The organism is Streptomyces sp. CT34, from assembly GCF_000805335.1.
Taxonomy (GTDB): Bacteria; Actinomycetota; Actinomycetes; order Streptomycetales; family Streptomycetaceae; genus Streptomyces.
Window position 1 is genome coordinate 1,130,472 of sequence record NZ_KN708638.1, and the last position, 13,212, is coordinate 1,143,683.

13 protein-coding genes and 4 pseudogenes are annotated in these 13,212 nt (G+C 66.9%); 7 read left to right on the forward strand and 10 right to left on the reverse strand.

The window, feature by feature from the left end:
- Positions 1-533 precede the first annotated feature (533 nt).
- Positions 534-1,418 carry an IS982 family transposase gene (locus tag RZ84_RS05135; protein WP_043262718.1) on the reverse strand — a complete coding sequence of 295 codons (885 nt, stop codon included), beginning with the start codon at positions 1,416-1,418 and terminating at the stop codon, positions 534-536.
- A 343-nt stretch (positions 1,419-1,761) separates the two neighbouring features.
- Between RZ84_RS05135 and RZ84_RS40625 the strand changes: the two are divergent.
- Positions 1,762-2,001: pseudogene (locus RZ84_RS40625) on the forward strand (hypothetical protein); the annotation flags it as partial.
- 465 nt (positions 2,002-2,466) lie between these two features.
- On the opposite strand, the gene RZ84_RS36155 reads toward RZ84_RS40625, so the two are convergent.
- Together RZ84_RS36155 and RZ84_RS05140 are read right to left on the reverse strand one after the other, a co-directional pair.
- Entirely contained in the window at positions 2,467-2,736 is a 270-nt protein-coding gene (locus tag RZ84_RS36155; protein ID WP_347232731.1) for a DUF397 domain-containing protein, read from the reverse strand.
- The gene (locus tag RZ84_RS05140; protein WP_043263274.1) at positions 2,717-3,295 is read right to left on the reverse strand and encodes a hypothetical protein; all 579 of its coding nucleotides are present in this window, start codon (positions 3,293-3,295) and stop codon (positions 2,717-2,719) included. The genes RZ84_RS36155 and RZ84_RS05140 overlap by 20 nt, the downstream gene beginning before the upstream one ends.
- A 202-nt stretch (positions 3,296-3,497) precedes the next feature.
- Here RZ84_RS05140 and RZ84_RS05145 point away from each other — a divergent pair.
- Positions 3,498-3,893: pseudogene (locus RZ84_RS05145) on the forward strand (NUDIX domain-containing protein); the annotation flags it as partial.
- Here the strand turns inward: RZ84_RS05145 and RZ84_RS40630 are convergent.
- A pseudogene (locus tag RZ84_RS40630) lies at positions 3,881-4,087 on the reverse strand (metal-dependent phosphohydrolase); the annotation flags it as partial. The pseudogenes RZ84_RS05145 and RZ84_RS40630 overlap by 13 nt on opposite strands.
- Positions 4,088-4,409: 322 nt before the next feature.
- Between RZ84_RS40630 and RZ84_RS05155 the strand changes: the two are divergent.
- Positions 4,410-5,441, forward strand: a complete 1,032-nt coding sequence (locus RZ84_RS05155) for a S1 family peptidase (RefSeq protein ID WP_043263275.1) — start codon at positions 4,410-4,412, stop codon at positions 5,439-5,441.
- Between the two features lie 267 nt (positions 5,442-5,708).
- Here the strand turns inward: RZ84_RS05155 and RZ84_RS05160 are convergent, their stop codons facing one another.
- The 4 genes and pseudogenes from RZ84_RS05160 to RZ84_RS05170 all read right to left on the reverse strand — a co-directional run bounded on the left by RZ84_RS05160 (position 5,709) and on the right by RZ84_RS05170 (position 8,468).
- Positions 5,709-6,596 (reverse strand): DUF5655 domain-containing protein, encoded by an 888-nt coding sequence (locus RZ84_RS05160; RefSeq protein WP_043263276.1) that lies wholly within the window; start codon positions 6,594-6,596, stop codon positions 5,709-5,711.
- Between the two features lie 159 nt (positions 6,597-6,755).
- Complete coding sequence (locus RZ84_RS42245; RefSeq protein ID WP_107068078.1) at positions 6,756-7,178, reverse strand: cytochrome P450; 423 nt, start codon at positions 7,176-7,178, stop codon at positions 6,756-6,758.
- Positions 7,121-7,351: pseudogene (locus RZ84_RS40640) on the reverse strand (hypothetical protein); the annotation flags it as partial. The pseudogene RZ84_RS40640 and the gene RZ84_RS42245, both read right to left, overlap by 58 nt.
- Positions 7,352-7,400: 49 nt before the next feature.
- Positions 7,401-8,468 carry an FAD-dependent monooxygenase gene (locus RZ84_RS05170; RefSeq protein WP_043262604.1) on the reverse strand — a complete coding sequence of 356 codons (1,068 nt, stop codon included), beginning with the start codon at positions 8,466-8,468 and terminating at the stop codon, positions 7,401-7,403.
- Between the two features lie 85 nt (positions 8,469-8,553).
- Here RZ84_RS05170 and RZ84_RS05175 point away from each other — a divergent pair, with 85 nt between their 5' ends.
- The 3 genes from RZ84_RS05175 to RZ84_RS05185 all read left to right on the forward strand — a co-directional run bounded on the left by RZ84_RS05175 (position 8,554) and on the right by RZ84_RS05185 (position 10,502).
- A complete protein-coding gene (locus RZ84_RS05175) occupies positions 8,554-9,045 on the forward strand; it encodes a TetR/AcrR family transcriptional regulator (protein WP_043262607.1) in 492 nt (163 codons plus the stop codon).
- Between the two features lie 177 nt (positions 9,046-9,222).
- Positions 9,223-10,107, forward strand: coding sequence for an IS5 family transposase (locus tag RZ84_RS36160; protein ID WP_241777587.1), 885 nt, complete (start codon positions 9,223-9,225; stop codon positions 10,105-10,107).
- Positions 10,104-10,502, forward strand: coding sequence for a hypothetical protein (locus RZ84_RS05185; protein ID WP_043263278.1), 399 nt, complete (start codon positions 10,104-10,106; stop codon positions 10,500-10,502). The genes RZ84_RS36160 and RZ84_RS05185 overlap by 4 nt, the downstream gene beginning before the upstream one ends.
- A gap of 152 nt (positions 10,503-10,654) precedes the next feature.
- Here the strand turns inward: RZ84_RS05185 and RZ84_RS05190 are convergent, their stop codons facing one another.
- Both RZ84_RS05190 and RZ84_RS05195 read right to left on the reverse strand, forming a co-directional pair.
- On the reverse strand, positions 10,655-10,954 hold the full coding sequence (locus RZ84_RS05190) for a hypothetical protein (RefSeq protein WP_043263279.1): 300 nt from the start codon (positions 10,952-10,954) through the stop codon (positions 10,655-10,657).
- A gap of 916 nt (positions 10,955-11,870) precedes the next feature.
- The gene (locus RZ84_RS05195; RefSeq protein WP_157878772.1) at positions 11,871-12,089 is read right to left on the reverse strand and encodes a hypothetical protein; all 219 of its coding nucleotides are present in this window, start codon (positions 12,087-12,089) and stop codon (positions 11,871-11,873) included.
- Between the two features lie 653 nt (positions 12,090-12,742).
- On the opposite strand from RZ84_RS05195, the gene RZ84_RS05200 reads away from it, so the two are divergent.
- Positions 12,743-13,111, forward strand: coding sequence for a helix-turn-helix domain-containing protein (locus RZ84_RS05200; RefSeq protein WP_241777588.1), 369 nt, complete (start codon positions 12,743-12,745; stop codon positions 13,109-13,111).
- The last annotated feature ends 101 nt before the right edge of the window (positions 13,112-13,212 follow it).

Consider the following 13,212-nt stretch of genomic DNA (forward strand, 5'->3'; position numbering starts at 1 on the left):
CCGCCAAGAACAGCCGAATGCGAACGCCTCAATCGTCTGCACGATCGTGCTTTTGGCCAACCGCCGACCACGGTCTATATTCCGATCGCGTCCCCCTGGGATCCCGTCTCGGTTACCGGTCACGACGCCAACCGGAACGCCCTCAGGTAGCCCGTTGCCCTCCGATCCGCGGCCGATAGCTGCGCCTCGCAGAGATGCCGGAGTCTTACGGCAACGACATGATCTGGTCTGCCAACCGACGCTGCGATTAAGCGGGTTACCGATCCGATGTTCCTAGCCAGACAGGCGAGAATCAGGTGATCAAGGCGACTCCCACGCTTCACCGGGTCCTCCGCAAAGAGGCCAGCGGTGCAGACCCACAAGCAGGTGGTTGAGGAGAGCCCCCGTAGTCGGATTGAGTGCGAGCGGTCCACACGTTGAGTGCCCCCGAAGCGAAGAGGACGGGGCAGTGACGCGGGCAGATCGGATTGCAGGATTCGACAGATGGGCCTCCTTGGGGCGGGGCCTCGACTAGATGAATGAGTCCGATGTTCTCAGTGGTCGAAGGCGGTCAGGGATCGTTTGATCTTGGCGCCGGTGGTCCAGTTGTGCCAGACACCTGCTGCGAGTGCGAGGAGTCGTTGGCCGGTGCGGGCGAACACTCCAGGCAGGGTTCTGCCTCCGTGTTGTTCCAGGCTGAGCTGGCCTTTGAGTGTGGCGAACACGGCCTCGATCCATTGGCGGACACGGGCGAGACGGCCGTGTCGCACGGGCTCGTCCTTCCGGTCCGGACGCACCAGATGGACGCCCAGGCTCTCGGTCAGGAACGCCTCGAACTCCCTTCCGGCGAAGCCCTTGTCCGCGAGGATCACTTGGCCGGAGCGTACGAGGTGGTGGTCGCGTTCCAGCAGTGCGGTCATCACCTCCCGTTCGCCGATCTTGGGATGGGCCAGGCACCAGGAGATGGGCATGCCTTCCGCGGTGGTCAGCAGGTAGAGCCGAAAGCCCCAGAAGAAGCGGGAATGGCTGGGGCAGTATCCGTATCCGGCGTGCCCTGCCAGTTCGGAGCGTTTGACTGTCTGGCGGGAGGCGGCGCACGGCAGTGGGGTGGAGTCGACCAGGCGCAGGTTGTCGTGCCAGGTGGGCACCTGCTGGGCCAGTGCCTGGAGCACGGCCGAGATCAGTGGGCCGGCGGCGTTCAGGCGCTTGTTGTAGGCGGATTGCTGGGGCAGGTAGCGGAAGAGGTGTCGTAGGCGGGCGTGCGCGAAGCGGATCCAGTGACGGGTAGAGGGAAAGCCGAGCAGGACCTGGGCGACGGCCAGGCACAGCAGTTCGGCGTCTGTCAGTTTCGGGGGTCGCCCGATCCGGCGACGAGGGGCCACATGGTCGTCGATGAACACGTAGAGTGCCGCCAGAAGGGCGTCTAGGTTTGTCGTCACACACGAGCCAACGGGCGCCCTTCGCCATGGTCGCGGCCAGCACAAACATCGGACTCATTCATCTAGGAGACCGAGTAGGGCGGGCCGTGGACTGCCGTGGCGGCCGACCCGTCTGCCGATCGGCCAACAAGCCCGCGCCCTCTCGCTGACCTGGTGTTTTCCGGGACGTTGTACGTTGACATGGTCCCGAAGGAGGTTGCAGTCCTTGGGGCCTCATTCGCGTCTGCTGTGGGCGAATGCTGTCCTTTGTCATCCAATCGAGTCGTTTGACATCGAACCCAGCCGTTTCGACCTCTCTGACAGTGAATCTAGTCGTGAGGGGTGAGCAGGCTGGGGGTGTCGTATGCCGGTATCGACTGGGGCCAACGGGGTCGTGCCGTACGTCGAGGTGTCGTGCGTGGAGGGCAGGCGCGAGCGTCGACGACGTCCGCTGTTGGACTGTGTGTCGGTCAGGTTCGAGGTCGCTCGTCCGGTACGGCCGTTTCGGTGGCCGCCGGGTGGGCGCCATTTCCCGGGCTGGTCCTGGGCGGCGACGACCGGGCAGCACGTCGGCTTCGAGTCGTGGCTGGAGCGGGACCGTCTCGGACGAACTCGCCGAGATGAACCACAAGTTGCTCGCGATTCTGGGCCGACTGCTCGCCAACCAGCCAGAGCCGGGCCGCGCACCGTACCTCCTCAGCCGGATCTTCTTCCCATCTGAGCAGGCACCTCTGACGAGGACCGGCCCGGCTGACAAAGACTCACACAACAGCCTCTGAGAGGGGTACCAACTAGCCCGGGTCTGCCTGCCAGCCACTGGGCGGCGGCGTGTCCTCATCCCCCCTGGAGGGGTACCAACGACACGCTGCCCTCCTCAGATCCGGGTCCGGTGGCGGCCCTCATCGACCCTGGAGGGGTACCAACGTGTTGGAAGAGTCGAGCAGGTACCAGGCTTCCGCGTGCCCTCATCGCCCCTGGGAGGGGCCGGATCGCCACCGGCCGCGCCCGCATCGCCCCTGGGAGGGGGTACCAACAAGCGCGGACCGGGACGGGGAGCCTGCAGCGCTGGTCAGCCGTGTGGCTTCAACCGCTCGATAGCGTTGACAAACTCCGACCATGCAGTGGGCTCGATGGCGAGCGTGGGACTGAATGCATCTTTTGAGTCCCGCACGCAGACCGTGGGTGCGGGGCTGGCGGCCAGTGCGACTTCGATGCAGTCGAGCCCTGCTGAGTCGCAGTAGCTGGACCTGGTCCAACGCAAGGGGCTCATCATTCCTCCATTGGCAGCACGACTTGGGACACTTGCAGTTCGAAGTTGATCACGTAGCGCCGTAGTCATCGGGTCGGTGGATCGGTAGCGAGGAGGTGCCGAGATCTCTTCGCATGGTCTGCCTAACCTCGTACAAGCCCTCCGAAGCGCGTTCCAGTCTGTCTTTAATGTCTTCCAGCGATTCCTCAGTTGCGATGCCCTGCTCGTGTTGGCTGAGTAGGGCGTGGATGCGATGAAGTTGATGGACGAGGTTGCCCGCGACAGCAAGTACGTCGTCGCTGATCACCATCTGTGCCTCGGCATATACGTTGCGCAACATGCGACGTGATTCTTCGCGTTCGTCGCCCTGTTGAGGACTCGTCTGCCCAGATGCGAGGGAGAGGTAGTTTCTCGACAGAACTGAATGGAACTGCCGTAAGCGCTGGTTGAACGCTGCGTACGAGTCTCTCCGCGCACTGAGAGACTCGCGGCGTTCAATCGACAGTTGCTCTTCCCGCCTCTGCCTCTCTGCGTGGTCGAGTTCTACCGCCTTGGCCTGAAGTGCGCTTCGGTGTGCCAGTAGCCCGGACGTGAGTGTGCCGATCACCCCGACCACAGCAACGATCAGGGCGCTCGTGGAAGGGTCCATGGTCCAGAATTTAGCCCAATGACATGCCCGGGTCCCGGGGTTACGGCGCTCTTGTGCGCTGTAGAGGGTCCGCATCGCCCCTCAGAGGGGTACCAACCAGCTGAAGCCGGTCGCTTCGGCGGCGTCGAGCTGGCCCTCATCGACCCTGGGTGGGGTATCAACTGACAGCTCGTCAGCATAACGATCCTCATGCCGCGGACCCCTCGTCATCGACCACGACGGCGCGATCCTGCTTCAGCGACGCCGCGACACCGACCAGTGGGCCCTGCCCGGCGGCGCCCAGGACATCGGGGAGACCGCGGCACAATGCGCGGTGCGCGAATGCCAGGAGGAGACCGGCATCGTCGCCGAGATCACCGGCTTCCTCGGCGTCTACACCAACCCCCACCACATCGTCGCCTACACCGACGGCGAGATCCGCCAACAGTACGAAAACACCTACATCGGCCGCCCGGTCAGCGGCGAGCCCACCATCAACGACGAGGCCGACGGCGTCCGCTACGTGCAGCCGGACGACCTCGACCAGTACGACATCCACCCCAGCATGCGCCAACAGATCGGCGACTACCTCGCCGGCACCTACCCCTACCTCGGCTGAAATGCCAACGCCGCATCCACCCGCTCCACAGCGGCGAAAATCTCCGGCGACGCCCGACGGATGAACCGACCAACGACACTCTCCGCACCATAACGGCCCACAATCTCCGCCACCCGCCCCTGGGCAGTCGTCGGTTCCCCGAAGGGGGTTGTCGTCATGTCGCAGTAGACCAGCGCATCCACCAAGAGTGGCTGCCGTCGCCGCCCTGGACCCCGTCCAGGGCGGCGACGGCAGTACTCCGGACCCGGGTGTACGGATGCCGGCGTGAACGAAATATGGAGAGAGTGTGAACCCTCGTACCGGAGACCGACACTCGGTCTTGTGCGCGAGTGAAACGGGTGGGAATCTCCGGCCAAGCACGTCGGCATGGACGCAACTCCCCCAGTTATTGCCGGGGGCCGATCTGTCTGTACTCCAGTACTTCACCCCACACTCTCGGGCCCGTGCGCCCCCGGCCCACGGCCCCCCACGGAAGGCCCTGAGTTGAAGCACAGACGCATACCCAACCGCCGCGCGATGCTGGCCGCAGCGGGCGCGCTCGCGCTCGCCGCCACCGCGACCGTCACCCTCGCCAACGCCCACGCCGCCCCCACCCCCGCGCCGGCCAAGCTCTCCCTGGCAGCCGCTTCCGCCCTTGCGGCCCACTTCAAGTCCGGTACGGCCGGCTCGTTCTACGACGCCAAAGCGCACAAGCTGGTCGTCAACGTCGTCGACGAAGCGTCCGCCACAGCCGTGCGAGCCAAGGGCGCGGAAGCCAGAATCGTCAAGTACTCGATGGCCCAGCTCGACGCGGCCCGGCACACGCTCAAGGCCAAGGCGACCATCCCCGGCACCGCCTGGGCCGTCGACCCGAGAACCGACAAGGTCGTGGTGACCGCCGACCGCACCGTCAAGGGCGCCAAGCTGGACCGGCTCACCAAGGTCACCAAGAGCCTCAGCGACAAGGTCGAACTCCACCACAACAAGGGGCAGTTCAAGCTCTTCATCGCCGGCGGCGACGCGATCTGGGGCGACAGCGCCCGCTGCTCGCTCGGCTTCAACGTGGTCAAGGACGGCCAGCCGTACTTCCTGACCGCGGGCCACTGCGGCAACGCCGTCCAGAGCTGGTCCGACCAGCAGGGCGGCCAAGAAATCGCGACCACCGAACAGTCCACGTTCCCCGGCAACGACTACTCGATCGTCAAGTACACCGGCGACACCGACCACCCCAGCGCGGTGGACCTCTACAACGGCAGCACCCAGCAGATCACCAAGGCCGCGGACGCCACCGTCGGCGAGAAGGTGCAGCGCAGTGGCAGCACCACCCAGGTGCACGACGGCACCGTCAAGGCGCTCAACGCCAGCGTCAACTACGAGGAGGGCACGGTCGACGGGCTGATCCAGACCGACGTCTGCGCCGAGCCCGGTGACAGCGGCGGCGCCCTCTTCGACGGCGAGAGCGCGCTCGGCCTCACCTCCGGCGGCAGCGGCGACTGCACCAACGGCGGCGAGACCTTCTTCCAGCCGGTCCCGGCCGCCCTCCAGGCGTACGGCGCGCAGATCGGCTGACCATCGGCAGCCGTCCGCCGGCCCGCGGCGCGCACCGGCCCCCGGACGCTCTCCTCGTCCGGGGCCGGTGCCGTCGGCGGCTCCCGCCGCCCGACATAAGAAGGCCGCGGCTGCCCTCCACGCCCGGTGGTCGTCGCGGGTCAGTTCCTCAACGACGCCCCTTTTCTCCTCCGCCATCGCCTGTCCGACACGACGAAAGGCAGCACGGCAACGCCAACCCACAACTGCACATCCCGACCACACGAGACCGCGCCAGCCGCTGACCTGCTACGCCGCGGCGTAGCTGAGGCGGAACAGGTCCTGGGCGCGCTCCAGGTCCCGCTCCGTACGCAGCTGCACCTCCAGGTCGCCCGTGCCGTGGTGACCGAGCCCCGTCACGTCCCGGGGGAAGCCGGGCACGAGGTCGACCCCCTTCGGGTCGGCCTTGAGATAGACGAGGAGCTTGGTCTGCTGCGGCGGGCAGACGCAGGCGAAGTTTCGCAGCCGCTGGTAAGCCGTGTACTGCTTGCGCTGCACCCTGGTGACGCCGTCCCCGAGACCGAGCAGCGCTTCATCGGCAGCCTCAGCCAGGTCCGCCAGGGCACCGCCCTGCTTGCGGACAGGCCGCAGCACGGCCGCACGCCGGCGCGCCCGCTTGCCAGCGACCGACTGCCCCGTGACCGAGGCCACGGTCTCAAGGCCGATGTGGTCGTTGCCGAAGTACCGATAGCGGACCAGGTCGATCGAGCGCCAGTGCTCGCGCACGGCGTGCGCGTCGTAGCGGGTGAAGTCGCCGGCGACGCAGATCAGCCGGGGTGCGCTCCACAGGATCTGGGACGCGGCCGTGGCCCCGAGCCGGTCGCGGACCAGGTTCCGGAAGGCGTCCTTGTGGTCCATCAGCCAGGCTATGTAGTAGAGGCCCTGATGGATGACGCTGGCATCGGTGCCGCGCTTGTACTCGATGGCCGTCGGCGCGTTGTTCTCGTCGAGCCCCAGCGAGTCAATCCGTCCGCCGGCGGCACAGTCGATGACGTACTCGCTCGCCAGGAACCTCACCCCCAGCATCGTCTCCATGTGCGCCTCGATGAGGTCCTGCACATCCGCCTCGACCTCGGCAAGACGCGGCGCGGCCTCGGTCACGCCGCCATTTGTGCTGAACAGTCTCAGGCCCGACACCTTCCCCTCCTCGACTCGAAAAGCAGGAACGTCGGGCGGTTGCCGGATTGTTTCCGCGAGGGGCCGCAGATTCGTGAAGATTATGTGAGCCCATGCGTACGGCCCGTTGGGGCGCTCGCAATGCGGCCCAGACCGCGTGCCTGGCCACGATGTCGTGCTCTACCGGTCCCAAGCCAGAGGCAGATTGCTAAGACCGCGCACGGTAGTGGTCGATGTCCAGTCCAGGACGTCGTCTTCGACAGCAGGCCGCAGGCCCGGTAAGTGGGTCAACAGTGTGGTCAGGGCGATGCGTAGTTCGGCGCGCATGAGTGCGGCCCCCAGGCAGTGGTGCGGGCCGAGCCCGAAGGAGAGGTGGCGTGGCCCGGTGCGGGTGGGGTCGAACCGGTTGGGTGCCTGAAACACCACGGGGTCGCGGTTGGCCAGACCGAACGCCACCGCCGCGCTGACACCGGCAGCGTCGACGCGGGTCATACCGACGGTGATGGCAGGGCTGAACCGCAGTGTCTCCTCGACCGTCGGGTCCACTAGGGCGCGTATCGAGTCGTGATCAATCGGTGGTCCTCGTGAGGAACCTTGAGCCAGATCATCGCGGCGCGCAGCTGGGGGCCGGTGAGGTAGCTACCCGGGGTCTTGTCATAGCGGGCGGCGATGCCCCGTCAAGCCTTGAGTTTTTTGATCAGGCGCTTGATGGTGTTCGTCTCCTTGTAGAGGGCGACGTCGTGGCTGACAGGCCGACCACCCAGGCCCCCCTTTCTTCCTCCGGTTGGCGGCCTGGCAGTTGCCTCCAGAGGGTCTTGATCGGGGTCAGTGCTGCGGGTCGCCGCCGCCGAACATGGCGACGGCCTCGCGGCCCTTGGCCTGGTTCTCGGCGACGTAGGGGCGCAGCTCGGCTTCGTAGGCGGCGAAGGCCGCGCGGTGGTCGCCGTCGGCGGCGGTCAGGTGCCGGGCGAGGGAGCGGGCGCCGATCAGGGCCTGGGAGGTGCCCATGCCCGCGGTCGGGGCGGCGCAGTAGCCGGCGTCGCCGAGCACGGCGACGCGTCCGGTCGACCAGCGCTCCAGCTGGACCTGGCAGGTGGAGGCGAAGTAGAAGTCCTCCGCGTCCTCCATGGCCGCAAGGAGGCGGGGGACCTCCCAGCCGCGGCCGGCGAAGGCTGCGCGCACGGCCTGCTGCTGCTCGTCGCGGCTGCGCCGGTCGAGGGCGGGCGAGTCGGTGGCGAAGGAGAGGCTGACGGTGAGCCGTTTTGGGTCGCCGGCGCTGAAGAGGTAGACGGCGGCGTTGCCGGCGACCTGCAGCATGCCCTGGTGGTCGAGGCCGAGGAAGTTGTCGGTGGTGAAGCCGGCGCCGGAGAGGCCCAGGTGGTGCAGGGCCTGCTCATGGGGGACAAGGGCAAGGCGCCGCACCCGGGAGTAGACGCCGTCGGCGCCGAGGACGAGGTCGAAGTCACGGGTGGCGGCCTTCTCGAATTCGACGGTGACGCCGTTCTCGTGCTCGGTGAGGGCGGTGATGGTGTCGTCGAAGAGGTACTCGGTGTCGTCGGCGGTGATGCGGTGCAGAATCCGCGTCAGATCGGCCTTCGGGACCTCCAGTTCGCCGGCGAATGCCTCGGCGGGCAGCTCGCCCGTCTTCTCGCCGGCCTCGTCCACCAGGCTCGTGCCGCGCATACGGGGGTCATGCCCGCGCACCTCGGCGAGGATGCCGAGCTCGTCGAGGACATCAATGGCCTCGCCGCGGAAGTCGACGGCGTAGCCGCCGCCCCGGACGGAGGGGGCGCGCTCGACGACGGTGACGCAGCAGCCGGCGCGGTTGAGGAGGTGGGCCAGGGCGGGTCCGGCGACGCTCGCACCCGAGATCAGAACCTTGGTGTCGTTCATGGCGAGGACACTAGCCGCGATTTGACCATTTGGTCAATCCATTTGGATGAACCAAATGGGCAACTGTTCTGCTAGGCTCCGCCACATGGGAAACCGCGAGGATCTGCTGGCGGGCGCGAAGCAGTGCCTGATCGAACGAGGCTGGGGCCGCACCACGGTGCGGGACATCGCCGCGGCGGCCGGCGTCAGCCATGCCGCGATCGGCTACCACTTCGGCTCCCGGGACGCCCTCCTCACCCAGGCTCTGGTGGAAGCGGTGGACGAGCTGGACCAGCTTCCGTCCGCCACAGCGGACGGGGCCGGGCCGGAGGAGCGCTGGCAGGCGCTGATCGACAGCTTCACCACACATCGCGCACTGTGGGTGGCCCAGCTGGAGGCCGCCGTCCAGGCCCAGCACTCTCCCGAGGTGCGCGACCGGCTCGCCGAGGGTCAGCGGCAGGGCCGCGAGGGGCTGGGCGGGTCGGTGCCGCTGGCGCTACTGGGCGGGCTGATGCTGCAGTGGCTGGTCGACCCGGAGCAGGCGCCGTCCGGCGCCGAGGTGGTCGCCGAACTCCGCACGCTTGCCAAGAGGCTGTGACATCGCGCGCTCTGCAAATCTTCAGGAGCTCACGACTGCCGTAGTCCTGATCCCGGACCAAAGCGACGATGGCGCGAGACCGAACACCTGAGCGTTCCAGTCAGACCACGTATCGAGTCATGATCGATATTCGGAGCCGCCCCCATAGCGGGCCTGGGGAACGGTAGACCTTCGTGCGTGACGTGCACGCAAATGACGGACCAGGAGTGGCAGTTCATCGAGCCGTACCTGCCGATCGGCGAGTACGGCCCCTACCCCGAGCGGCTGCGGCAGCAGTTCGAGGGAGTGCTCTGGCGATTCAAGCCCGGCGGACAGTGGCGGGAGATGCCGACCGAGTTCGGAGTCTGGTCGACCGTGCACAACCGCTTCCGGCAGTGGCGCGATGCGGGCGCGTTCGAGGCCCTGTTCGATGGGCTGATCGCGGAGGCCGGGAAGCGGGGTGAGGCGGACCTGTCCCTCGTCAGCATCGACTCCACCACCGCCCGTGCGCACCATGACGCAGCCGGGATGCAGCTGGACCAGAGCGTGCTCACCACCTTGGAGAAGGCCGCGATCGAGGAGGAGAAGGCCAGGTCAAAGGGCGCGGCTCTGAGGAGCCACGATCCGGCCAAGCGGGTGCTGGGCCGCAAACGTGGACTGGCCGTGGACGTCCTCGGTCTGGTCATCGCCGTCGTCGTTCTCGCCGCGAACACCCATGACAACGCCGCGGGCATCATGCTGCTGGACCAGGTCGCCGAGCACGCCGGCGGAACCGTGCGCAAAGCCCTGGTCGACCAGGGCTTCAAGAACCAGGTCGTCGTGCACGGCGTCAGCCTGGGAATTGACGTCGAGATCGTCGCACGCAACCCGCAGGACGAGGGGTTCGTGCCGCAGCCGAAGCGGTGGAGGGACGAGCAGACCTACGGGATCCTGATACTGCACCGGCGCCTGGTCCGTGACTACGAGCACCGCCCCTCCTCCTCCGCCTCCCGCGTCTACTGGGCGATGACCCACGTCATGACCCGACGCCTCACCGGCGCGAACGCCCCCACCTGGCGCGCGGCGCAGGCGGTGGCCGCGTGAACATCCGGCCCCTGCTCGATGCCCTGGACCTCCAGGAAGACGCCGCCCGGGCCCTGGCCGACGACCTCCGCGCACAGATCGACGACCTGCAGACTCGGTTGCGGGAGGCCGAGGTGCACCTGGAGCACCTCACGATCACCCGCAAGACCGTCACCGGCCTCGCCGACCGGCTCCCGACCGTCGCGCCGGACCTGCCCGAGCACCCGGACTACCCCCGCATCCTCGCCGCCTTCAACCACGCGACCGGGCCGCTACGGGCCAAGGACGTCTGCGAAGCCCTCGGCCACGAACTGCTGCCGAAGAACGTCGAAGGCACCCGCGCCAAGCTGAAGCGCCTGGTCAAACTCGGGATCCTCACCGAGGCCGACACCGGCAACTTCGCCAGGAAGCAATAGCCGACAGAACCTCCACCAGCGTCCTTGCTGCCACCTCAACCAGAAACGGACATCGCCTTACGAACCGCCCACTGAGAACCCGCCCGGACCGCCATGGCCCGGTGCTCGGCACGTGCAACAGCGCACGTGCCGAGCGCTACTGGCGTACGGGATCAGTGGTCGTCCCAGTGCCCGTCGTGCAGGGCGTGGCGGTGCCCGTCGTGGACGTAGTCCATGTGGTCACCGTGCGGTATGGCGACGTGCCCGCATCCGGGCTGGTGCCGGTGGTCGTGATCCTGGTGGACCGTGTGGCCCGCCGGCTCGCACTCGTCGGCGTGGTCGTCGTGGATCCGGTGAAGGTGCCCGTCGTGCACGTAGTCGACATGGTCGCCGTGCGGTACGGCGACGTGCCCGCAGCCCGCCCCGTGCTGGTGCGTGTGGTTCGTGTGGGTGGCATGAGTGCTGGTCAGCATGGCAGAACCTTCTCTCTCCCTCGCATGATCGAACCTCTTCCGACGGGAAAGCCTGCACCCTCAGTGTTAACCACGCCTGGCGTTCACAAAAGTCACCGCGAGTTGACTGGAATCGATCCGCCGGCCGTCCCGGGCCTGCCTGATGCCTCGCCATCGGTTCGAGGTTTCTACCGGGTCTGGTGCCGTTCGGGCCGGGGTCAGGCCGAGAGGGGGCTCATATGCGAGGGCGAGAGGAGCCGCCGGTTTGGGCCGGCGGGCGGTCTTGATCGAAAATCGAAGGCACTCGCGCCAAGCTGAAACGCCTGGTCAAACTCGGCGTCCTCACCGAGATCGACACCGGCTGCTTCGCCAGGAAGCTGTAAAAGACCAAGGCCCGCGACCAGTAGCCCTGCCCCAACCTCACCTGGAAACGGGCATCAACTCACGAACCGCCCTCTCAGAGATCGTGCGCAGTGGGCTCCCATCTAGTCAGACACGTGTCTTTCCACCTGGACCGGCGATATCCGGTCCGCCGCTCGCGCAGCAGCCGTTCATCGCGCCCTTGCCAGATCCCAAACGGGCCTGGGCGGCGCCAGCCGACGGAGGAGACGAAGGTAGAGGCGTCCCAGTCGATGCCAAGGCCGCCTGGAACGGTCCCGGGCATCGCACGAGGCCGCCTGCGCTGTCACCCCGGGCGGTCGCACCATGTGCTGCTCCCGGCCGGGTCGGGGGGCGTTGCTTGCGTGCGGTCTCGCAGAGATCGGCAATACGTCCATTGCGCTCGACGATCAGCTGTGTGGCACGCAGCAGCATGTCGGTCAACGCGCCGGGGAACCGAGCCCGTCCAGGTAAAAGGGCAAGCGGCTCGTCGTGGAGGACCTCGAGGTCCGAAGCGTAGGGCGAGACCTCCCGGTGCGACTGGGCGCGGCGCCTTCGTTCACGCTTTGTTCGGGTTGGTCGGCGAGGTCTTCCACATCCCTGCCACCTCTTTGAACGCGTCTTTGTGGCTCATGTCCGGGTGCTTCGCCTGGAACTTGGGAAGTTCGTCTTTCATGAACTGGTTGTAGGCGCTGATCTTCTTCCCTCCCCCACTGCCCCCGGACCTCGACGCCGTCTTCGTGGCCTGACCGGAATCTGGCTTCACCTTCGGCGGCATGCTCGCACTCTCCATCTGCTCGCGGTGATCTTCGTTTCAGAGTGCATCATCGGACGGCTTCTGGCGGCGCGTGGTGACGCCACACCGTCCGGGTGGGTACGCCACACGATCACGCAACGGCAGCCCTACAGCACCGCTCCAAGGGCATTCCGGTTTGCCCCCTCATGCGCCCGCCCGGCCAATCGCCGGTCCGCTGCCGTTTGGCTAGGGACTCGCTGCTTCCGCCCGGTCGGCCGGAAGCAGACCGGGAGCCGGGCGGCGGGCTGTCACACTCTCCGCCCGGCGCCCGTCCGGCCCATTCCCGGCGAGCACGGTGCAGCGCGCCGAGGCGAGTGGCCTCGGACTCCTGGCGGCGCTGGGCACGGGCCCCGGCGGGCTCGGGGTGACGGCCAGCGTCATTCGGCCAAGCGTCGTTTTTCGAGCGGCCGTGGAACCGCGTCCGCTCCCACATGGGAGATGATCCGTATTCCAGGCAGGTAGCCATGCTGGGGTGGTCGCCCACTCCGTGCGGTCAGACATTGTGCGGTCCGGACGAAGTACAGGCTCAGGTCGGCTCAGAACGGACGGTCGCCCAGGTGGACGTATACGGGTCATGAGCAGTGATCGTTTCGAAGTGACGAAATGTAGCGCAGGATCGCCGGTTACCCAAACCGGTGATCCTGCGGATTATTGATGGTCCACCGCCACTACCTGACCGTACGTCGAAAGGCATCGCCGAGATGACCATCAATTCAATTTGTCTTGCAATGGATGAACAGGCTCACGAGATACAGGACGCCTGGTATAGCCCTACGAACATCCGCGCCACATGGAACGGGACAGCAAGCGTGGAGGATGCTTCCAGCGCGCTCGGGGTTTCTCGGGCGAAAGGCTACGACCTGGTTCGCCGTGGAGAGTTCCCGTGTCGAGTGCTGCGCATCGGCCGCAGCACCCGTGTCGTCACCGCTTCGCTGCTGCGTGTTCTCGAAAGTGGCGAGCCCGAGTACAGCGGCACCCAGGCCGAACTCTGCACGCTGTCGTAGCCCACCACGACAGAAGCCCGCCGGAGGCCCTCCTGCGGGCTTCTCATCTCGCAAAACCCCCGCCGGAGCCACCTGCCGGGCAGGGGTTCCTCACCTGCCAC

Coding starts and splice junctions, on each gene's coding strand:
- RZ84_RS05140 (WP_043263274.1), bottom strand. CDS start 3,295: ATGGACCCTTCCACGAGCGCCCTGATCGTTGCTGTGGTCGGGGTGATC.
- RZ84_RS05190 (WP_043263279.1), bottom strand. CDS start 10,954: ATGCTGACCAGCACTCATGCCACCCACACGAACCACACGCACCAGCAC.
- RZ84_RS05175 (WP_043262607.1), top strand. CDS start 8,554: ATGGGAAACCGCGAGGATCTGCTGGCGGGCGCGAAGCAGTGCCTGATC.
- RZ84_RS05195 (WP_157878772.1), bottom strand. CDS start 12,089: ATGCCGCCGAAGGTGAAGCCAGATTCCGGTCAGGCCACGAAGACGGCG.
- RZ84_RS05170 (WP_043262604.1), bottom strand. CDS start 8,468: ATGAACGACACCAAGGTTCTGATCTCGGGTGCGAGCGTCGCCGGACCC.
- RZ84_RS05155 (WP_043263275.1), top strand. CDS start 4,410: ATGCTGGCCGCAGCGGGCGCGCTCGCGCTCGCCGCCACCGCGACCGTC.
- RZ84_RS36155 (WP_347232731.1), bottom strand. CDS start 2,736: ATGACTACGGCGCTACGTGATCAACTTCGAACTGCAAGTGTCCCAAGT.